The following is a 20,386-nucleotide window of genomic DNA, read 5'->3' as shown; positions in this document are numbered from 1 at the left end:
TTCAATGAATCGAGGCATGCCATCTCCTGAAACCGAGATGAATTGACTTTATTCAGGTCATGGGTTGGCTACGAGAGGGTTTTCACACAGCCTCGGTCGTGAGCCGACCTCACCCTGGTATTCGCGCAATATTGCTCACCTTACAGCTTCAGCGCATCGGCATAGCCCGTCATTTCCAGATAGCCGTTGCCGGCATGCCTGCGGTTGCCATCGGCGCTTACGCGCAGTAGTTCGCACAGGCCTTCCCAGTAGATGGCGCCGGTGCTGGCGCGGCTGTCCAGTTCCTGGTCGTCCACCAGAGCCTGGACTTCGAACAGGCCGGCCGGCGTCTGCACCTGCCAGGCAACGGGATAGCGGGCTCGGCTCAGCGGGCTGCTCCAGTAGCGCAGCGGCTCGAACCGCACCTGCTGCGGTGCAAAGCTTTGCACGGGCCGGCCGGCTGCGCGGAACGACCCTCCGGCCCAGAGCGCGGAGCCGTCCGGGCGGCGCAGATGGAAGGCCGTGAGCGCGCTGCCGTCGTCGAGGTTCATGCCTATCCAGTCCCAGCCCTGGGCTTCCCGGTGCAGCAGGGCCTCGCTGCACTCATGGTCCAGCCAGGCGCGGTTGGCATGGGGGTGCTGGGCCGCACTTTCCACGGCCAGGCGCTGGCTCTGCACGGTGATGCTGCCGCTGACCTGCAGCTGCGGCTGGCTGTAGTAGTAGCTGGCCTGATCGCTATCGGGGCCTTTGCGCGACAGGCCGTTGCGGCCCTGCAATAAAACGGGCTGGGTGGTGTCGAACTGCAGGTCGAGCGTGAAATCCCGGGCCGGGAGCCGCGCCTGGTAGCGGCTGGCCCGGTCGGCGCTTTGCCCTGCCACGGGCTGGCGCTGCAGCTGCCAGTCCTGGATGTGGACCCGGGTGTCGCCGGTGGCGGCATCGGCCAGCCCCATGCCCGCGCGCGCCATGCGCTGGTCATGCAGCAGCCGGCGGCCCTGCACGTCGCACAGTGCCGCATGCGCGAAGATCAGCTGCCTGGCAGCGAAGTCCGAGCGCATGTTCTGCGTGGCGGCCACGCGCGAGCGGAAGAACGTGAGCTGAAAGCCCCAGGGCCTGCCGCCGGCGCGCACCTGGCCGGTGATGTACCACCACTCGGTCTGCAGATCGGGATGGCTGCCGAAGTCGCGCGGAAACAGCAGGGCCCTGGACGGTAGGGCCCAGGCCAGGGGCGTGGCCGCACCGGTCAAGGCCAGCCCGAGCCAGCCGCGCCGGTGCATGGACGGCCAGCCCGCAAGGCCGGCGGCGGCCTGGGGAGGGATGTTCATGGGGCCAGCAGCCGCTCCAGCCGCGAGCGCGCAGCCAGGCAGTCGCCCAGGCTGCGTTCCACCCAGTGCGGGTCGTAGTAGGTGGGCAGGTAGCGCTCGCCAGCATCGCACAGCAGCGACAGGATGGAGCCCTGCTCGCCCGCATCGCGCATGGCATTGGCCAGGCGCAGCATGGCCACGAAGTTGGTGCCCGTCGAAGGGCCGACCCGCCTTCCCAGCAGGCCCGACAGCAGTTGCATGCCGGCCACCGATTCGTCGTCGGCCACTTCTTCCATGCGGTCGACCAAGGTGCGGATGAAGCTGGGCTCCACGCGCGGCCGTCCTATGCCCTCGATGCGCGAGCCCGGCGCCGTCAGCGATGCGTCGCCCGTGCGGTGGTAGGCGCTGAATACCGAGCCTTCGGGGTCGGCCACGCACAGCCGGGTGGCATGCTGCTGGTAGCGCACATAGCGGCCGATGGTGGCGCTGGTGCCGCCCGTGCCCGCGCCCACCACGATCCAGCGCGGCACCGCAAAGCGCTCGCGCTGCATCTGCTGGAACATGCTTTCGGCGATGTTGTTGTTGCCGCGCCAGTCGGTGGCGCGCTCGGCATAGGTGAACTGGTCCATGTAATGGCCGCCGCTTTCGCGGGCGATGGTGCGCGCGGCGTCATAGACCTCGGAGGCCGCGTCCACGAAGTGGCAGCAGCCGCCGTAGAACTCGATCAGTGCGATCTTCTCGGCCGAGGTGGTGCGCGGCATCACGGCCACGAAGGGCAGGCCCAGCAGGCGCGCGAAATAGGCTTCGCTCACGGCCGTGGAGCCGCTGGAGGCTTCGACGATGGTCGAGCCCTCGCGTATCCAGCCATTGCACAGCGCATACAGGAACAGCGAGCGCGCGAGCCGGTGCTTGAGGCTGCCCGAGGGATGGGTGGATTCGTCCTTGAGATAAAGGTCGATGCCATGGCGGGCGTAGCCGGGCAGCGGCAGCGGGATCAGATGCGTGTCGGCGCTGCGCTGGTAGTCGGCCTCGATGCGAGCGATGGCGGCATGCTGCCAGCCGTCCTGGCCGCAGGCAGGGGGAGCGGAGGTCATGGTGTTCGGGTGGTTCATCATGGCGCTATGGAATCAGTGGAATGTATTTCAGCATGGGAGCGCAAGCGCGCGAAAGAGTTCGCTACCAATCTTCCTTGACGGCCAGCACGGCCTGGGTACCGGCGGCCTGCCGTCCTGCCAGCCAGGCGGTGACGGTGCCCGCCAGCACCACGGCGCCGCAAAGGGCGGCGAGCCGCAGCGCCGGCACGCGCAGGTCCATGGTCCAGTGAAAGCTCTGCGGGTTGACCACATGCACCAGGATCACGGCCACGCCCAGGCCCAGCAGCGTGCCGGCCACGGCGCCCAGCGCGGTCCAGGCCAGGCCCTCGGCGGCGACCACGGCCAGGATGTTGGCGCGCGTCAGCCCCAGGTGCGCCAGCAGGCCGAATTCCTTGCGCCGGGCCAGTACCTGGGCGCTGAAGCTGGCGGCAATGCCGAACAGCCCTATGCCGATGGCCACGGCCTGCAGCCAGTAGGTCACGGCAAAGCTGCGGTCGAAGATGCGCAGCGAGCGTTCGCGCAAGGCCAGGCTGCTCACGAATTCCAGGGCCGGCGGGGCATCGGATGCGCCGGTCTCCTGGCTGGCCTGCACGGCCTGTTCGACGCGGGCCTGCATTTCGGCGAACGACGGGGCCGGTGCGGACTGCGGCCAGATGGCGATCTCGCTGGCCTGCGGGCTGCCGCCCAGGCGCAGATAGTCCTGCCAGTCCATGGCCACCGCGCCGAACTGGCGGATGTAGTCGCGCCAGATGCCTGCTACATAAAAAGAAGCTGCTGGCGCTTGCATTTCCTGGGTTTCATGGCTGAAAGCCTTGGAAAGCAGCGGCCAGTCATCGCCGACGCCGAGGCGGTAGAGCTGGGCGATGGCCTCGCTGACATAGACGGCAATCCCTTCACGCACCAACTTCGGGTCGGGAGCCTGGACCCATGGCAGCTGCTGGGCCTGCGGGCCCTGCAGAGGGCGCACCAGCAGGCTGACGGCAGGCTGGTCGGGCAGCAGCTGCAGGCTGCCCGTACGCATGGCCTGGGCCCGTTCCACGCCGGGCAGTGCGCCGATGGCCCCTGCCGCGCGGGCCGGCAGCAGGGCCGCATCGACGCGGCTGGAGCCGCCCGCGGCGCGCACGTACCAGGGCGCGGGCAGCACGGCATCGAGCCACTCCATCATGCTGGAGCGAAAGCTGGTGACCATGACCGTCAGGGCCACGGCCAGGGACAGGCTGGCCACCACGCCGCCCACGGCCACCGTGGTGGCGCGGCGCATGCGGCGTGCACGTTCCACGGCCAGCAGCGGCAGCGCCCGCTGCAGCAAAGCCGGGGGCAGGCTGCGCAGCAGCAGGGCCAGCAGCCAGGGCAGCGCCGCCATGCCGCCCAGCAGCAGCAATGCCACGGCCACATAGGCGGCCAGCGGGACGCCGGCCACGGGCGGCACCAGCGCCAGCAGTACGCTGGCTGCCAGCAGTGCGACTGCAGGCCAGGCCCGGGCGCGCGACTCCGCGCCGCCGCCCATGCCCTTGAGCGTGGCGGCCGGCGGCAGTTCCATGGCCTGGCGGGCCGGCCACCAGGCGCCGGCCACGGTGGCGGCAACACCCAGCAGGCCGAACACCAGCGCGGCCACGGGGCTCCATTGCAGCGCGGGGCTGACGCCGGCAAAGTAGCCGCCGCCCAGATCGCCGCCCAGCCAGTGCAGGGTCACCCAGGCCAGGCCCGTGCCCGCCGCGATGCCGGCAACACTGCCGAGCAGGCCCAGAGCCAGGGCTTCCAGGAGCACCAGGCCCATGCGCTGGCGCGGCGTGGTGCCCAGCACGGCCAGCAGCGCGAACTGCGGTGCCCGCTGGGCCACGCTGAGCGCCAGCACCGAGAACACCAGGAAAGCGCCCGTGAACAGGGCCACGAGCGCCAGCACCGTGAGATTGACGCGGTAGGCGCGCGACATTTCGCCCACGCGCTGCTGCTCGTCGCCCGGCTGCTGCACCAGGATCTGCGGCTGCCAGCCGGGCAGCTTGCGCAGCGCGGCGATGGCATCGCTGCGCGCGGCACCGTCGGCCAGCTGCAGGTCGATGCGGTCCACCGTATCCCACTGCTGCATCAGGTCCTGCAGGGCGCCAATGTCCATGACCGCCACCGGCCCCGCGGCGGCGGCCACGGTACCGGCCAGGCGCAGCGTCTTCCGCTGGCCGTTCTGCAGCCATGCTACGGGCGTGCCGGCCGGCGCATCGGCCGGCAGGTGCAGGGCCTGGAGCGCGGCGGCGTTGAGAAACACCGCATCGGGCGCGAACAGGTCCAGGCGGCTGCTGCCCTCGGCCAGGCGTGGCATGAGCGCGGGCGCCACGGCGGCCATCAGCAGGGCATCGCCACCCAGGACGCGCAGCGCCGTACCCTGCGCCGCGCCGCGGGTCTGCCGCGTGGGGCCGTCCTGGCCCTGTCCCGCATCGGCCTGCGGCAGCAGCACGGAGGTTTCGATCCAGGGCACGGCGCGCGCGATGCCCGGGGCCTGCGCCACCTGCCGGTACAGCGCCAGCGGCAGGCCGCCCTGCATGGCATGCAGCTGCAGGTCGGGCTGGCCGCCCACGCTGCGCACGGCGCGCGAGAACTCGTCCAGGGCCGACTGGTTGATCACATGGACGGCAAAGCCCAGGGCCACGCCCAGCAGGATGGCGACCCAGGCCGTGGCCGCGCGCCATGGATGGCGGCGCAGTTCCTGCCAGGAGAAAGTACAGAGCAGGGACCACATAGCAGGCCTTCAGCAGGCGGTCTCGGGCTGCATGCCCTGCGCCGTCAGTCGCAGCACGCGGTCCGCACGCCGGGCGGCGTCCATGGAGTGGGTGACCAGCACCAGCGCCGTCTGCCGCTCGCGGGTCTGGGCCAGCAGCAGATCCATGATCTGGCGGGCCGTACCGGGGTCCAGATTGCCCGTGGGTTCGTCGGCCAGCAGCAGCGGCGGCGCATGGACCAGGGCGCGTGCGATGGCCACGCGCTGCAGCTGGCCGCCGCTGAGCTGCTGCGGCAGCCGCTCGCCCAGGCCGTCCAGGCCCACGGCCTGCAGTACCTGCCGGACGCGCTCCCGGTTTTCCTCGCCGCGGCGGCCCAGCAGCATCAGCGGCAGGGCAATGTTCTGCACCACGTCCAGGTGCGGCAGCACGTGGAAGGCCTGGAACACAAAGCCCAGGTGCCGGCGTCGCCAGACGGCGCGCTGCGCCTCGTCGAGCGTGGAAAGGTCCACACCCGCATGCACCACGCGGCCCTGCTGCCAGGTGTCCAGCCCCGCCAGGCAATTGAGGAACGTGGATTTGCCCACGCCCGAATCGCCGACCACGGCCACGAATTCGCCGGGCTGGACGGCGCAGCTGACCTGCTCGAAAACCGTGGATGCCGGCACCTGGCCATAGCGCTTGGCCAGGCGGTCTACCAGCACCAGGGGAGCGGCGCGGGCAGTGGCATCGACAGTGGGATCGGAAGGTGCGGCAGAGGCGGCGGCAAAAGGCATGGCCCCATCTTAAGCGCCGCGCTCAGCCGGCCTGTTGTGCTGCGTCTATGGCGGCCAGGGCCGCCGCCAGCAACTGCTGCTGGGCGTCGGGGGCGTCGCAGGCAATGGGCTGGCGGGAGGGCATGCTGCGCAGCCAGGTGATCTGGCGCTTGGCCAGCTGGCGCGTGGCGGCGATGCCGCGCTCGCGCAGGCCGCTCAGATCCAGCGGCCTTGCGGGATCGGCTTCGAGGGCGTCGAGCGCTTCCCAGGCCTGGCGGTAGCCCACGCAGCGGATCGAGGGCAGGTCCGGGTGCAGGTCGCCGCGCGCGCGCAGCATGCGCACCTCGTCGATGAAGCCCTGCTCCAGCATCAGGTCAAAGCGCAGCGCAATGCGCCGGTGCAGCCAGGCGCGATCTTGTGGTTCCAGAGAAAAAAGCGCCCTAAGGCCAATGGAGCCTGCGTAGCCTGCTTCCTTTTTGGAAGTGTGAAAGCTCGACAGCGGCTTGCCTGACACCTCCCAGACCTCGAGTGCGCGCTGGATGCGCTGGCTGTCGCCCGGGGCCAGGCGCGCGGCGGTGACGGGGTCCACCTGCGCCAGCCTGGCATGCAGGGCGGGCCAGCCCAGCCAGGCGGCTTCGGCGTCCAGCGCGGCGCGCACCCCGGGGCTGGCGGCGGGCATGTCGTCCAGGCCGTCCATCAAGGCCTTGAAATACAGCATGGTGCCGCCCACGAGCAGGGGCAGGGCGCCGCGCGCGCGGATCTCGGCCGTCAGACGCACCGTGTCGCGCACGAATTCGGCTGCGCTATAGGCCTGCAGCGGGTCGATGATGTCGATCAGGTGGTGGGGCACGGCGGCCAGTTCTTCGCGGGACGGCTTGGCCGTGCCGATGTCCATGCCGCGGTAGACCAGCGCCGAGTCCACGCTGATGATTTCCGCCTTCCGGCCGCGCCGCTCCAGCAATGCCGCCAGGGCCAGCGCGGCCGCGGTCTTTCCCGAAGCCGTAGGGCCGGCGATGGCGATGCAGGGAAGGGTGCAATGGGCTGTCATGGAAACTGTGGATCTTGGCGGCGCAGCGTGCCAAGCGGATGCCTGGCCGATGCGCCGGTGCTGCGGTGCAGGCGGCGGAGCATAACGCCATATGCCCGGCCCGGCTGCGGCGCGGCCTTTTATCCGCCGGCTGCCATGGGCCGGGCCTTGGCGGTCTTGTCCTGCGGCGGATGCAGGCCGAACAAGTCCTTCAGGGCCGCGCGGTACTGCTGCATGGCCCTGGCCTGGGTGTTGTGGTGGGTGCCGCCATCCACCAGGATGAAGCGCTTGGGTTCGCTTGCGGCCTCGTAAAGCCGGCGGCCGAGGTCGGAGGGAATCAGCGCATCGGCCGTGCCGTGGACGACCAGCAGCGGCGAGTGGATGGCGGCTACCTTGTCGGCCGATGCGAAGCGCTGCGTGATCAGCGGCCCCACCGGCAGCCAGCCCCAGCGCATGGTGCTTACCACGTCGGCAATGCTGGTGAAGGTGGACTCGACCATGACGCCGGCCTCGTCGTCGGTCTGGCTGGCCAGATCGATGGCAATCGCGCCGCCCAGCGAGTGGCCGAACAGGTAGCGCGGCCGGCCGGGCGCCTGGCCGGCCAGCCAGTTCCAGGCCGCGCGGGCATCCTCGCGGGCCGACTGCTCGGAAGGCAGGGCGGCGCTGCTCTCGCCGAAGCCCCGGTAGTCCACGGCCAGCACCGAAAAGCCCAGGCTGTTGAGACGGCGTATGCGCGGTGCCGAGGTGCCCACGTTCCAGCGTGCGCCATGCAGGTACAGCAGCAGCGGCGCCTGGCTGCCGGCCGCCGGCATCCACAGGCCGTGCAGCCTGGCATCGCTGCCGTCCTCGCTGCGAAAGGCGATCCACACATCCTGCATGCCGGCCGTATCGGCCTGGCCCCAGCTGCGGTTGCTGGGCTGGAAGATCCAGCTGCGCTGCTTGGCGTCGAGCGCCGAGCAGCCGGTGCTGACGGCGACGGCCGCGCCGGCCAGCACGGCTGCCAGCATGGCCGTCACATGCGCGCGGCGGTGGTTCCGGAACGATGACAGGAAAGGCATGAACTTCGGAAGGCGTCAAGTGTTTGCGCAAGTATGGCTGCAAGCACAGCCATCCCATGAGTCGTGCTGCCAATTGGCGATATTCTTGGGGTGTTTTCTTGCTCCCGGTAGGCGGCCACCCTGCATGCCCGGGGCATGGCCCTTTGAACTCCTGTTTTGTGGATGCTTGGAAATGCCGATTTGCCTGGGACTTGCTGCGAACAAACTTCACCACCAGAACGAGGATGCCGCGCTGTTCTCCTTCCTGAGGGCCTGCGAGGCGGGCATACGCGAATTGCAGCTGGGCTTTCATGCCATCGGGCGCACCTATGACGCGATCACGGCGGCCAGCATGCTCCACGGCTACAAGGGCCTGGTGCGCTATCCCTACGGGCGCGAAGGCGGGCTGATGAAGCTGGTGGCCGAAGTCGTGGGCATGGAAGGCGACGGCCGCCAGCTCGACGGCGCCATCTACCTGGCCGATCCCGTCGATCCCTCGTCCATCTTTCCCGAGGCACTGGCCCTGAAGCGCCAGTGCGTGATCCACGGCAAGCCCTTCCTGTCCACCGTGGCCTCGGCGCGGGACTGGGTGGAGATGGAGCGCATCCATGCCGGCCTGCCGCGCGACCGCAATGCCGACCGCTTCTACGACTATGAGAACCAGACGCTGGCGCTGATCGCCCACGATGCGATGAAGCCCACCATGCTGGAGTTCGCGGACCGCAACTTCGAGCTGCTGTCGCGCTACCGCCGCCGCGTGGGCACGGGCACCACGGGCCAGAAGCTCAACGAGCTGGCCTGGAGCAAGGGCTGGCCCGCCGACAGGCCGTGGGTGGACCGCTTCAACAGCGGCCCGCTGGGCGGCGATGCGCAGATCGCCGACCTGGTGCTGGAGCGCCGCTGCCAGCGCGCCATCTTCTTCGAGGACCCGCATGTGGCGCGCCAGCACGAGGCCGACATCCAGCTGCTGGAGCGTGCGGTGACCACCGTCACGCACGAGGCCGTATGCAGCACCTCGCCCCGGGTGGCGCAGCGCTGGTGCGATGCGGCAATGCGCCGCAAGTGACGTGCGGCGCAGGCCTGGCGCGGGGCCGTCCGACCCGCCTCATCGGGCGCTGCGGTAGCGCCTGAGTTCGGCTTGCAGCCACGGGCCGCTGGGCTCGGCAGGCTGGCCGGCGCAGCGCACTGCATAGGGCTTGTGGCTCATGCTGCTTTCGCTGCCCGCGCGGGCGATGAAGTCCTCGGCCGTCGCGACCCAGCCTTTTTTCCGCAGATAGTCGTACTTCTGGCGCAGATGGTCGGCGGCCTTGGTGCTGCCATACCAGCTGCCGTTGCGCATGAATTCGCAGCCCGAATCATGCAGGTAGCCGATCAGGTGTTCGATTTCCTGGGCGGCAGCCGGCGAGGGCTGTTCTGCCCGGGCGGCCGGCGGCAGTGCGCACAGCAGGCCGAGGACAAGCGAGGCGAGTGGTTTCATGGCGTGTTTCCGGCAAGCATCGCGCCATGGTAGCCGGGGCGATCCATCTGCCCAAAACATGGGGTGCCAGGCCCGGTGCTACGGCCCGGGATGGAGCAAGTGCCTCAGGGCACGGGCGTGGCCAGCGGCTTGCCTTTTTCCACCACATAGACGCCCACCAGCCGTGCGGGAGCGCCGCTGGCATTGTGGGCATCGTGCACCACGCCGGCCGGTATCACGAAGGATTCGCCGGCCTTGAGGGTGCGCGCGGGCTGGCCGTCGACCAGCAGGTCGACTTCGCCGTCGGTCACATAGCTGATCTCGTCGCCCGGATGGGTATGGCGCCCGGCCCGCGAGCCCGGCGCGACCTCGACCTTAGCGACCACGGCCTCGCGGCCGGGGACCGAGACATCGGCCCTGCCCACCAGGGTACGCGACAGGCCGCTGGCCTGGGGCGCATTGGCCTGGGCCATGGCCTGGCCGTTGAACAGCATGAAGGCGGCGCCGGTGCACAGCAGGCGGGAAAAAAGAAGGCGGGATGGCATGGCTCTCCTTGCGGCAGGTGGGGAAAGAAGTCGGGCTTGTCGTTTGTACCTGCGCCCGGGCCGGCTGCCATGCGGGCTTGCCCTGCCTGGCACGCCTCAGAAATAGTGGCGCATGCCCAGGGCCACGGAGCTGAAGCCCACGCCGTCCTCGCCCGTCAGGTAGTGGGCGCCGGCGCGATTGTCGAGCCGGGTGTAGAGCGCATAGAGCTTGGTGCGCTTGCTGAAGTGGTAGTTGTAGGCCAGTGTCCATTGCAGCGCCTGGGTCCGCGCCTGGCCTCCGGCCTTGCCGGCATGGCCGAGGTTGGCATGGTATTCGCTGGGGCCGTCGGCGTACTGGATTGCCAGGCGTGTCAGATGGCGCCTGCGCTGGCTGCTATCGACCTGATGGCTGGCATTGTCCCAGCCGGTACTGGTCTGGTGGTAGCCTGTCAGCGTCCAGGGACCTTGCACATAGGTGGCGCGCAGCGTGGCCTGCTCGGCGGCGCCCCAGCGGCCGTAGCCCAGGCCCAGGCTCAGGGCGCCATGCTCGTAATGGGCGGCCAGGTCCCAGGCGTTGTGCGCGGGCTGCTCCCGTTTTTCATGCAGGCTGCTGCCGATCTCGACGGTGAGCCCGCGCCACGGGGGCAGGCGCCAGGACACATGGTCGCCACCGTTGGAAACCCAGGCGTAGAGCGCATCGGCGGAGGTTCCGGTGTCGAAGTTGTGCATGTTGACCACGTCGGCCGTGGCGTAATAGGCCTCGCTGATGAGCCGGCCCATGCGCAGCATGCCCAGGCGGCCGCTGAGGTTGACTTCGCTCTTGCGGTTGAAATAGGCGCGTTCCGAAGGCCTGCCCGTGTCCAGCTCGAAGCCGTTTTCGAGGATGAAGCCGGCCTGCATGCCGCCACCCAGGTCTTCCTGGCCGCGCAGGCCCCAGAAGGATTCGTTGTTGAGCAGGCCGGTGGCGGCCGTGCGGCCCTGCACGCGGGAGCGCTCGACCGAGGTGTTGAGGCGGCCGTAGATCTGCAGTGTGCCCAGGGGCGCCTGCTGGGCGGCAGAAGGCAAGGAGAAAAGGGCTGCGGCGAGCGCGGGGAGGGCGAGAACGGACGAAAGGGCGGTGCGGCCGGCCAGGGCCGGGCGCCAGCGGGGCAAGGCAGTCACTGATCTATCTGGAAGCGGGCGAACGAGAGGACCTGCTGCGGGCGTGCGGCGGGGCATGCGCCAGGGCAGGTGCGGCAAGGACGTGCATCCTAGTGAAAACCCTTGGATTGTGGCCGGTGGCCGCTGCATACCGTTGTGCGGCATGCTGTTTTTGCGCGGGCCCGGAGCCGGACTGCGGTGCGGGGGCCTGGCCGCATGGCGCGCCGCCGCTTGCAAGCGCTGGCGCGGACGAAGCCAGGCAGCAAAAAAGGCCCCGCAGGGCCTTTTTTTGTTCAGGGACGAAAGCGCCCGGCGCTCAGATCACGCCCTGGGCCAGCATGGCGTCGGCCACCTTCACGAAGCCGGCCACGTTGGCGCCGTCGATGTAGCTCACGGTGCCGTCCTCGCGCTTGCCGTACTTCAGGCAGGCCGCGTGGATGCCTTGCATGATCACCAGCAGGCGGGCGTCGACTTCGTCGCGGGTCCAGGACAGGCGCATGGCGTTCTGGCTCATTTCCAGGCCCGAGGTGGCCACGCCGCCGGCGTTCGATGCCTTGCCGGGAGCGTAGAGCACGCCAGCGGCTTCGAAGGCCTTGGCCGCTTCGATGGTGGAAGGCATGTTGGCGCCTTCGGCCACGCACAGCACGCCGTTGGCGATCAGCGTCTTGGCGTCGTTCTCGTCCAGCTCGTTCTGGGTGGCGCAGGGCAGGGCCACGTCCACCTTGATGGACCAGGGGCGCTGGCCGGCCAGGAACTGCACGCCGGGCACCTTGGCAGCGTAGTCGCTCACGCGGCCGTAGTGGTGGTTCTTGACGTCCATCAGAATGGCCAGCTTCTCGTGCGTGAAGCCTTCAGGGTCGTAGGCGGTGCCCGAGGAGTCGGACACGGTCAGGACCTTGGCGCCCAGCTGCAGGGCCTTTTCCACGGCGTACTGGGCCACGTTGCCCGAACCGGAGACCGACACGGTCTTGCCTTCGAAGGTCTGGCCGCGGGTGGCCAGCATTTCCTGGGCGAAGTACACGGTGCCGTAGCCGGTGGCCTCGGGGCGGATCAGCGAGCCGCCGAACGACAGGCCCTTGCCCGTGAACACGCTGCCGGCGGTGTTGGACAGCTTCTTGTACATGCCGGCCATGAAGCCGACTTCGCGGCCGCCCACGCCGATGTCACCGGCGGGCACATCGGTGTCGGGGCCCACGTGGCGGAACAGTTCGCTCACGAAGGCCTGGCAGAAGCGCATGACTTCGGCAGGGCTCTTGCCCTTGGGGTCGAAGTCCGAGCCGCCCTTGCCGCCGCCCATGGGCAGGGTGGTCAGCGCGTTCTTGAAGGTCTGCTCGAAAGCCAGGAACTTCAGCACGGACTGGTTCACCGAGGGGTGGAAGCGCAGGCCGCCCTTATAGGGGCCGATGGCCATGCTGTGCTGGATGCGGAAACCGCGGTTGACTTGCACTTGGCCCTTGTCGTCGGTCCAGCTCACGCGGAACTGGATGATGCGCTCGGGCTCGACCAGGCGCTCCAGCAGGGCGTTTTCAGCGTATTTGGGGTTCTTCTCGATGAAGGGCCAGAGGCTTTCCATCACTTCGGTGACGGCTTGCAGGAATTCGGGCTGGCCGGGGTTGCGTTGTGCCACTTCTTCCAGGAATTGGCCGACGGACTCGTACTTCATATGAGAGAACTTTCTGACTAAAAACGGGCTGCAGACAAATTGTGCAAACCAAAATTATGCCAAAAAGTTATGCCGTCATGCTTCTTTTTGGGGCGAGGCTCGCGCAGTTCTGGTGCGTTCATGCCATGGTTTGGTGCATGAAAAAACCGTTTCCCTTTGGAAAACAGGCACTTGCAAAGTTGCGTACGAGCCGGATTGGTGCATGGCCGGCGAATGCAATTGAGTTTTCACTTTGAGGCGAAGCCGGTCCCGCGAAGACAGCCGCGGCGGTGCGGCCGGCGCTGCGCTCCAATGGTGCTAGGCAGCAGGCGAAAGAGAGGGTGAAAGTGCACCGGGCCGTCGCGCCGGGGAGGAAGCGTATCCGCCGGCCTGCATCAGGGATGTGCAGGCTCTGCAGCTACCAGATGGATAGCTGCTTGCGCCTGTCATTCAATGATTTCAAGTGCAAAAGGCCATGGAATCCAATAACAGAAAGCGGTAAAAGCTCTCGATTGGATAGCGGGCTACAGCAATTCGCCCAGCGCATCATGGCCGGCCTCGATGGCGGCCATGCGCCGGCGGCCGGGCTGGCCGCTTTGCTGCAGCGTGGCCGTGGCAATCAGGTGGCTGAGCATGAACAGCGCCGCATGGTTGTCCAGCGGGCCGGGCGCGGCGGTGTGCACGCGCAGCAGCCAGTCCGCGGGCATGGCCGGGCTGGCATGGTCGGTGATGCACAGCAGCCGCGCGCCCTGGCGCCGGGCCTGGGCCGCGAACTCGCTGACCACGCGCACGCTGCGGCGCAGCGCGAACACAATGACCACATCCTGCTCGGACAGCTGGGCAATGTATTCGCCCAGGGTCTCGCCGGCGCCCGGGATCACCTGCGAGGGCATGGGCAGCGCCTGCAGCAGCTGCCAGCGCAGGTAGGCCGCGAAATTGCGGTTCTGCCGATAGCCTACGAACAGCAGCTGGCGTGCGCCGACCAAGGCCTGGGCGATGGCGTCGAGCTGCTCGGCGGACAGCTGGCCTATGGTGGTGGCCAGGCTGTCACTGGCCTGGCGCAGGTGGGCTGCGATCAGCTCGCTGGTGGGCGTGCCCTGCGCGGCAGAGGCCGGGAGAAACAGCGGCGAGCCGCTGCCTTCCTGCTGGCGCGCATGGCGGCGCGCATCCTCGTAGCCTTCATAGCCGAGCCGACGGATGAAGCGCGTGACCGTGGCGTTGGACACGCCGGTCAGCTGCGCGATCTCCAGCGCCGCATAGCTGGACAGGTTGCCCGGGAAGTCCAGCAGGAACTCGCCCAGGCGCCGCTCCGTGGGCGGCAGCTGCGGCAGCGCCGCGCGCACGCGGGCGATGAAGGACATGCTGCCGGCCGGCGCGGATGCGCCGGCTGCCTCGTCGCTGGGAGGGGTGGAAGGGGAAGGCTTGGCAGCAAGCATGGTGGCGCATCGGTGCAAAAACAAAGACAGCCGAGGCTAAGGGCAAAGCGCCAAACAGGCAATGCCTTTGCGGCAAGCTTTCCGCATGGCCGCTGTCCGCAGGCTTTCGCTCTCGCCTCCGATCCGCGCCCGGCACTCCCTTTCCGCCGGGATGTGCGCTGTCTACCGGCCGCGCAGAAAGAGCGCGTCCATTTCCTTCAGGGTCATCTGCCGCCAGGTGGGGCGGCCGTGGTTGCACTGGTCGGAGCGCTCGGTCACTTCCATCTGGCGCAGCAGCGCATTCATCTCGTCGAGGGTGAGCTTGCGGTTGGCGCGCACGGCGCCATGGCAGGCCATGGTGGCCAGGATCTCGTTGCGTGCGCGCTGCACCACGGTGCTGGCGTCGTGCTGGGCCAGCTCGGCCAGCACGCTGCGCGCCAGCTCCACGGCATCGCCCTGGGCCAGGGTGGCCGGCACGGCGCGCACGGCCAGGGTCTTGGGCGAGAAGGGAGAGATTTCCATGCCCAGGGTCAGCAGCGTCTCGCCCTGGGCTTCGGCCGTGGCCACTTCCTCGGGCGTGGCGGCAAAGGTGGCCGGAATCAGCAGCGGCTGGCTGGGAATGCGGTCGTCGCCGTTGATGGCATTCTTGAGCTGTTCGTAGACGATGCGCTCGTGGGCCGCATGCATGTCGACCACCACCATGCCCTGGCTGTTCTCGGCCAGGATATAGACGCCATGGATCTGCGCCACGGCACGGCCCAGCGGCCACACGGGCGCCGCATTGTCCGGCTCGGCGCTGCCGGCAAGGGCCGGTGCGGTGGAGGCCAGCGGCGCTGGCGGGGCCTCTTCCACCACGGGCGTACCGGTTGCCGCTGTGCGCGGCATGGCGGCAGGCCCTGCCGCTGCGGCGCTGAAATAGCTGGCTTGCCCCGAGGGACGCAGCTTGACGGCTGCGGCCTCTGCATTCTCTTGTGCGGCGGTGTCGGCAACCGCGGGCGCCGATACAGGCGATGCGGCTGCCGTGGCTTCTTCCGCCGTGGCGGTGGCCGCATCCGGTGCGGCGAGTGCCGCAGGCACGGCCTCGCGCATCGGCGCCCACAGGCCGGCCAGGTCGCGCACCGTGTGGCCGGCGCGTTCTTCGCCGAAAGCCATGCGGGTTTGCGGCCAGGCCGGCGCGGCGGCCTTGGCGGCAGCGGGGGCAGCAGCCTGGCCGGCTTCGGGAATCAGGCCCGGCTGGCGTGCGGCTTCCTGTGCGGCGGCTTCGACCACGGCGGCGGCGCGCGGCGCCGCCAGCGCATTCTCGATCGCATGGCGCACGGCCTGGTGCACTTCGCGGCTGTCGCGAAAGCGCACTTCGATCTTGGTCGGGTGCACGTTCACGTCCACGCGCGCCGGATCGATCTCCACATACAGCGCATAGACCGGCTGCCTGTTGCCGTGCAGCACGTCCTCGTAGGCCGCACGGGCCGCATGGGTGAGCACCTTGTCGCGCACGAAGCGGCCGTTGACATAGCAGAACTGGTGGTCCGGGCGCGAGCGCGCAGCGTCGGGGATGCCGGCGCGGCCGGTGACGTGCACGGCACCCGACCAGTGGTCCACGGTCACCGATTTTTCAACGAAGCCGTCGCCCAGCACATCGGACAGGCGGCGCGCCAGCGCGGCTTCGGCATCCGTCCCGTCCGCAGCCGCTGCCCGCCATTGCTCGACCAGCTTGCCTTCGTGCCAGATGGCAAAGCCCACGTCGGGGCGTGCCAGCGCATGGCGGCGCACGGCCTCGATGCAGTGGGCCAGTTCGGTGGCATCGGTCTTGAGGAACTTGCGCCGCGCCGGCGTGGAAAAGAACAGTTCCTTGACCTCCACCGTCGTGCCCTGGTTGCGGGCGGCGGGCCGCAGCTCGCCGCTGCGCGCATCGAGCAGGTAGGCCGATTCCTGTCCGGCCGGGCGCGAGAGGATGGAGGCTTCCGACACCGAGGCGATGGCAGCCAGCGCTTCGCCGCGAAAGCCCATGGTGGCCACGGTTTCCAGGTCGTGCAAATCGGCGATCTTGCTGGTCGCGTGGCGGCGCAGGGCCACGGGCAGCTCGTCTCGCGGAATGCCGCCGCCGTCGTCTTCCACGGCAATCAGGCGTACGCCGCCCGCGAGCAGGCGCACGGTGACCTGGCGGGCACCGGCGTCCAGCGCGTTGTCCACGAGTTCGCGCACCACGGAGGCCGGGCGCTCCACCACCTCGCCGGCAGCGATCTGGCTGATCAGCTCGTCGGGCAGGTCGCGGATGGGGCGGCGGGACGGGAGGGCTTCTGTGGAAGCAGGGGAGGTGTCAGGACTGGATGCGTTCACGCAAGCATTCTAGGCGCGGGGGCAAGACGGCTTTGCAGTGAGCTTTCTGTGGCTGCGGAAATGAAAAGGAGCTGCATGTGCAGCTCCTTTTCACGCCCGGACCGCTGATGCCGGGGGCTGAGAGAGCATCCGGAGGCTTCAGCGACGGCGGCCGCTGGTCATTTCGTTGCCGATCAGCGCACCGGCTGCGGCACCGCCGATGGTGCCCACGGGGCCGCCGAACAGCACATTGCCGACGGCGCCGCCGGCCACGGCACCCGCGCCGATGCCGAGCTGTCGATTGCTGGGGCCGTGGGCGCAACCGCTCAGGGCCAGGGTACCGACCACGGCAGCCGCCAGCACCAGGGATTTGCCGCTCTTCAGAGTGTTCTTGATCATTTTTGAATTCCTCTCATCTTGCTTGTTGGGGGAGAACTGCTGTGCACCTCATCCCGGATGAGTGAAGCAGCAGAACCACGACATCGGGTTCCGGACTTTGCGTCGTCGCACAGGATTTGCACATGGCTCTGACACGCCTCCACTGTGCCTGCACAAATCCGGGGCTTGGATGAGATTCAAGTATAGATTTAACAAAACTTGTAACAGGGTGAGTGCCCGTGGGCACGATTGTTGCCGGGTGCAAGCAGCTGTGACCGTTGTTGCAAGGTGCCTGCGCACGCTGGCCTGCCGGAAGACCGGGGCGCAAAATGGCAGGTTTTGCGCAGTACATTACAGGCCGCATCAGCGGCAATATCGGCATGCCGCCGTAGCCGCCCTGCGGAAATCAAGAGGATTGCGCCTTGGAAATCATTCAGTTCCTGATCGACTTCATCCTGCATATCGACAAGCACCTGGAAGCCTTTGTCGTGGCCTATGGGCCCTGGGTGTATGCCCTGCTGTTCATCATCGTGTTCGTGGAGACGGGGGTGGTGGTCATGCCGTTCCTGCCCGGGGATTCGCTGCTGTTCATCACCGGTGCGCTGTGCGGCGCGGGCTTCATGAGCTTTCCGCTGGCCGTGGCCGTGCTGCTGCTGGCGGCCATCCTGGGCGACCAGTGCAACTACGCCATCGGCCGCACCCTCGGGCCCAAGGTCTTCCAGTGGGAGGACTCGCGCTGGTTCAACCGCAGGGCCTTCGACCAGGCGCATGCGTTCTACGAGCGCTATGGCGGCATCACCATCATCCTGGCGCGCTTCATGCCGTTCATCCGCACCTTTGCGCCCTTCGTGGCCGGCGTGGCGCACATGAGCCGAGCCCGCTTCAGCATGTTCAACATCGTGGGCGCGCTGATCTGGGTGCTGGGCATCAGCACGGCCGGCTACTTCTTCGGCAACCTGGAATGGGTGCGCAACAATCTGGAGAAGATCATCTGGGGGCTGATCCTGATTCCCGGCCTGCTGGCCATCTTCGGCGCCTGGCGTGCCGGCCGGGATGGCAAGGCCAAGGTTTCCGCGCTGTAGCGGACTGGCCGCTCCACCATGAAAAAGCCCCGCATCGCGGGGCTTTTTCATGGGCGCGCGACCCGTCAGTAGCGGCGGTCGTTGCGCTTGCCCACCTCGTTGCCGATGAGGGCGCCAGCCGCGGCGCCGCCCACGGTACCCAGGGTGGAGCCGAAGACTGCATCGCCCACCACGCCGCCGGCCACGGCGCCCACGCCGGTGCCGATCTGGGCGTTGGTCGGGTTGGAGGAGCAGCCTGCCAGGGCAAGGCTCAGCAGTGCAGCTGCAGCAAGGGAAGAGCCGGTTCGTATCTTCATATCCATCTCCTTGGTGGGAGCGAGGCAGGCCGCTTGGGGCGGGTGATTGTGCAAGCCCTCACTCCAGGTGGAACACGGTTTCATGGTGCCATGGCTGCGCGCCGGCCATGGTAGGAGATGGGCGCAAAACGCCCGCCGAAGCCCGCCGGCGCCGCCGTGGGCGGGCAGTGGCACGGGCCCGCCGGCTTGTGCGGGCCGGATGTCGGACGCCGCCTATACCGACCGGCTGCGGGCCAGCGGCGGGTTGTGGGCAAAGTATTTGCGGATGCCGCTCATCAGCGCATCGGCCAGCTGCTCCTGGTAGGTGCTGCTGCGCAGCTTGGCCTCTTCCTCGGGGTTGCTGATGAAGGCCGTTTCCACCAGCACGCTAGGGATGTCCGGTGCCTTGAGCACGGCAAAGCCGGCCTGCTCCACCTTGCCCTTGTGCAGGCGCGCCATGCCGCCGATCTCGCCGAGCAGCGAGGTGCCGAGCTTGAGGCTGTCCTTGATCTGGGCCGTGGTGCTCATGTCCAGCAGCATGCGCTGCACGTGCTGGTCCTGCGCGCCCATGTTCAGGCCACCGACCAGGTCGGACTGGTTTTCCTTGTTGGCCAGCCAGCGCGCAGCGGTGCTGGAGGCACCGCGCTCGCTGAGCGCAAACACGCTGGCGCCGCGCGCGGCGGGCGTGGTGAAGGCGTCGGCATGGATGCTGATGAACAGGTCGGCCTGCACGCGGCGGGCCTTTTCCACGCGGGTGGCCAGGGGCACGAAGAAGTCGGCGTCGCGCGTCATGAAGGCGCGCATGGGGTTGCCGCCCACGCGGGAGTTGTTGATGCGCTCGCGCAGCAGATGGGCCACCTTGAGCACCACATCCTTTTCGCGCAGGCCGCTGGGGCCGGTGGCGCCGGGGTCCTCGCCGCCGTGGCCGGGGTCCAGGGCCACGATGATGATGCGGTCGGTGCGCCGCGAGGTGGCCAGATTGACGGCGGGTGCCGAGGGCGCAGGAGCCGTCGGCGCGGGCGCAGGGGCAGGGGGAACCGGCACCGGCCTGACCGGTGCCGGTGACGGCGCCTGGGCCGTGACGGTCGGCGCCGGCGCAGGCGCCGGTACGGCGCCGGGGCGGTTGTGCTGGGCGATCAGGTCGCCCAGCGGGTCGGGCTGGGGCGCCGCGGCAATGGCGGGCGGCGGCGTGACAATGGGCGATGAAGAAGGCGCAGGGGCGGCACCCGCGCCGGCATCGCGCAGTCGCTCGCTGATCAGCGCCTCCAGAGGATCCACGGCCTTGGCCGGATAGAGGTCCAGCACCAGGCGGTTCTTGTAGGGCGCGATCGGCGCCAGCGTGAAGACCTGGGGACGGGCCTCCTGCTTGAGGTCGATCACCAGGCGCACCACGCTGGGAGAGTTCTGGCCCACGCGGATCGTCGAGATGTTGGGATCGTCGGGCCGGACCTTGGCCACCAGTTCGCGCAGGGCCGGGTTCAGGTCTATGCCCTCGATATCCACGGCCAGGCGTGGCGGCGTGGGCACGAAGATGGGTTTGGCCGTCAGCGGGATGTCGGACTCGATGGTCACGCGCGAATAGTCGGGCGCGGGCCAGACGCGCACGGCCACGATGCTGGCGCCCTGGGCGATGTGCTGGCGGCCCAGCAGCAGCACGATGGAGCCCGCCTGCAGCAGGCCGCGGCGCGAGAGTCCGAACGGAACGGGAGTAGGTAGGGCTTTGCTCATGCCTTGAATGCGTCAAGCACGGTGCAGCCGGCCGGTGTGAATGCCTTGAGCGTCACCTGCCGCCGTGAGTCGTCGATTGCTTCGATATGGATAGCTATATCCGCAACAGGTGTAACCGCTGCGGCCTTTTCGGGCCATTCTGCCAGCTTGAGGCCGGGGCTGGCAAAAATGTCGCGAAAACCGGCGTCTTCCCATTCGCGCGGATCGTCGAAGCGGTAGAAATCGAAGTGCCAGATCGACAGGCCGTCCGCCTCGTGCGGCTCCACCACGGCATAGGTGGGGCTCTTGATGCGGCCCTGCACGCCCAGGGCGCGCAGCCAGTGGCGCACCAGCGTGGTCTTGCCCGCCCCCAGGTCGCCGTGCAGCGTGACGTAGGCATGGCGCAGCGGGGGCTGGGCCGCCAGGGTCCGGGCAAAGCGCGCAGTGTCCTCTTCGTCGTGCCAGGCCATGCGCAGCTCCTGCAGGGGCGCGGGCGCCGTGCTTTCTACAATCGGGGGAATATGGTGAGCAGCAGTCAATTGGTTCCTTT

18 protein-coding genes are annotated in these 20,386 nt (G+C 68.5%); 2 read left to right on the top strand and 16 right to left on the bottom strand.

Going from position 1 to position 20,386, the window contains the following annotated elements:
- Positions 1 to 140: 140 nt before the first annotated feature.
- The 6 genes from V8Z74_RS17695 to V8Z74_RS17670 all read right to left on the bottom strand — a co-directional run bounded on the left by V8Z74_RS17695 (position 141) and on the right by V8Z74_RS17670 (position 7,922).
- Complete coding sequence (locus V8Z74_RS17695) at positions 141 to 1,301, bottom strand: lipocalin-like domain-containing protein (RefSeq protein WP_502879575.1); 1,161 nt, start codon at positions 1,299 to 1,301, stop codon at positions 141 to 143.
- Complete coding sequence (locus V8Z74_RS17690) at positions 1,298 to 2,374, bottom strand: PLP-dependent cysteine synthase family protein (RefSeq protein WP_174522889.1); 1,077 nt, start codon at positions 2,372 to 2,374, stop codon at positions 1,298 to 1,300. Before V8Z74_RS17690 ends, V8Z74_RS17695 begins: the two co-directional genes overlap by 4 nt.
- 82 nt (positions 2,375 to 2,456) lie before the next feature.
- A complete protein-coding gene (locus V8Z74_RS17685) occupies positions 2,457 to 5,105 on the bottom strand; it encodes an ABC transporter permease (protein WP_349710395.1) in 2,649 nt (882 codons plus the stop codon).
- Positions 5,106 to 5,114: 9 nt separating this feature from the next.
- Positions 5,115 to 5,858, bottom strand: a complete 744-nt coding sequence (locus V8Z74_RS17680) for an ABC transporter ATP-binding protein (protein WP_349710394.1) — start codon at positions 5,856 to 5,858, stop codon at positions 5,115 to 5,117.
- A gap of 22 nt (positions 5,859 to 5,880) precedes the next feature.
- Positions 5,881 to 6,885 (bottom strand): tRNA (adenosine(37)-N6)-dimethylallyltransferase MiaA, encoded by a 1,005-nt coding sequence (gene miaA / locus V8Z74_RS17675; protein ID WP_349710393.1) that lies wholly within the window; start codon positions 6,883 to 6,885, stop codon positions 5,881 to 5,883.
- Between the two features lie 119 nt (positions 6,886 to 7,004).
- Positions 7,005 to 7,922 carry an alpha/beta hydrolase gene (locus tag V8Z74_RS17670; protein ID WP_502879574.1) on the bottom strand — a complete coding sequence of 306 codons (918 nt, stop codon included), beginning with the start codon at positions 7,920 to 7,922 and terminating at the stop codon, positions 7,005 to 7,007.
- Positions 7,923 to 8,094: 172 nt separating this feature from the next.
- Here V8Z74_RS17670 and V8Z74_RS17665 point away from each other — a divergent pair, with 172 nt between their 5' ends.
- Positions 8,095 to 8,967, top strand: coding sequence for a methylglyoxal synthase (locus V8Z74_RS17665; RefSeq protein WP_066472317.1), 873 nt, complete (start codon positions 8,095 to 8,097; stop codon positions 8,965 to 8,967).
- 39 nt (positions 8,968 to 9,006) lie between these two features.
- On the opposite strand, the gene V8Z74_RS17660 is transcribed toward V8Z74_RS17665, so the two are convergent.
- The 7 genes from V8Z74_RS17660 to V8Z74_RS17630 all read right to left on the bottom strand — a co-directional run bounded on the left by V8Z74_RS17660 (position 9,007) and on the right by V8Z74_RS17630 (position 16,793).
- A complete protein-coding gene (locus tag V8Z74_RS17660; RefSeq protein ID WP_349710392.1) occupies positions 9,007 to 9,378 on the bottom strand; it encodes a YfeK family protein in 372 nt (123 codons plus the stop codon).
- 104 nt (positions 9,379 to 9,482) lie between these two features.
- Positions 9,483 to 9,902, bottom strand: a complete 420-nt coding sequence (locus V8Z74_RS17655; RefSeq protein WP_502879573.1) for a cupin domain-containing protein — start codon at positions 9,900 to 9,902, stop codon at positions 9,483 to 9,485.
- A 96-nt stretch (positions 9,903 to 9,998) separates the two neighbouring features.
- A complete protein-coding gene (locus tag V8Z74_RS17650; protein WP_349710390.1) occupies positions 9,999 to 11,042 on the bottom strand; it encodes a porin in 1,044 nt (347 codons plus the stop codon).
- A 295-nt stretch (positions 11,043 to 11,337) separates the two neighbouring features.
- A complete protein-coding gene (gdhA, locus tag V8Z74_RS17645; protein WP_066472306.1) occupies positions 11,338 to 12,684 on the bottom strand; it encodes an NADP-specific glutamate dehydrogenase in 1,347 nt (448 codons plus the stop codon).
- A gap of 503 nt (positions 12,685 to 13,187) precedes the next feature.
- Complete coding sequence (locus tag V8Z74_RS17640; RefSeq protein ID WP_174522887.1) at positions 13,188 to 14,099, bottom strand: MurR/RpiR family transcriptional regulator; 912 nt, start codon at positions 14,097 to 14,099, stop codon at positions 13,188 to 13,190.
- Positions 14,100 to 14,261: 162 nt separating this feature from the next.
- Positions 14,262 to 16,415, bottom strand: coding sequence for a DNA mismatch repair endonuclease MutL (gene mutL, locus V8Z74_RS17635; RefSeq protein ID WP_349710388.1), 2,154 nt, complete (start codon positions 16,413 to 16,415; stop codon positions 14,262 to 14,264).
- A gap of 138 nt (positions 16,416 to 16,553) precedes the next feature.
- Entirely contained in the window at positions 16,554 to 16,793 is a 240-nt protein-coding gene (locus V8Z74_RS17630; RefSeq protein WP_066472301.1) for a YMGG-like glycine zipper-containing protein, read from the bottom strand.
- Positions 16,794 to 17,194: 401 nt separating this feature from the next.
- Here V8Z74_RS17630 and V8Z74_RS17625 point away from each other — a divergent pair, with 401 nt between their 5' ends.
- Positions 17,195 to 17,854: a DedA family protein gene (locus V8Z74_RS17625; protein WP_349710387.1), complete on the top strand. Its 660-nt coding sequence runs from the start codon at positions 17,195 to 17,197 to the stop codon at positions 17,852 to 17,854.
- Positions 17,855 to 17,919: 65 nt separating this feature from the next.
- Here the strand turns inward: V8Z74_RS17625 and V8Z74_RS17620 are convergent, their stop codons facing one another.
- The 3 genes from V8Z74_RS17620 to tsaE all read right to left on the bottom strand — a co-directional run bounded on the left by V8Z74_RS17620 (position 17,920) and on the right by tsaE (position 20,375).
- The gene (locus V8Z74_RS17620) at positions 17,920 to 18,150 is read right to left on the bottom strand and encodes a YMGG-like glycine zipper-containing protein (RefSeq protein WP_066472297.1); all 231 of its coding nucleotides are present in this window, start codon (positions 18,148 to 18,150) and stop codon (positions 17,920 to 17,922) included.
- 213 nt (positions 18,151 to 18,363) lie between these two features.
- Positions 18,364 to 19,857 (bottom strand): N-acetylmuramoyl-L-alanine amidase, encoded by a 1,494-nt coding sequence (locus V8Z74_RS17615; protein WP_349710385.1) that lies wholly within the window; start codon positions 19,855 to 19,857, stop codon positions 18,364 to 18,366.
- Complete coding sequence (tsaE, locus tag V8Z74_RS17610; protein WP_349710384.1) at positions 19,854 to 20,375, bottom strand: tRNA (adenosine(37)-N6)-threonylcarbamoyltransferase complex ATPase subunit type 1 TsaE; 522 nt, start codon at positions 20,373 to 20,375, stop codon at positions 19,854 to 19,856. The genes V8Z74_RS17615 and tsaE overlap by 4 nt, the downstream gene beginning before the upstream one ends.
- Positions 20,376 to 20,386 lie beyond the last annotated feature (11 nt).

This window comes from Comamonas sp. w2-DMI, from assembly GCF_040187735.1.
GTDB classification, from domain to species: Bacteria; Pseudomonadota; Gammaproteobacteria; order Burkholderiales; family Burkholderiaceae_C; genus Comamonas; species Comamonas terrae.
Note: the sequence above shows the minus strand (reverse complement) of the source record. Positions and strands in the feature narration are given on the sequence as shown.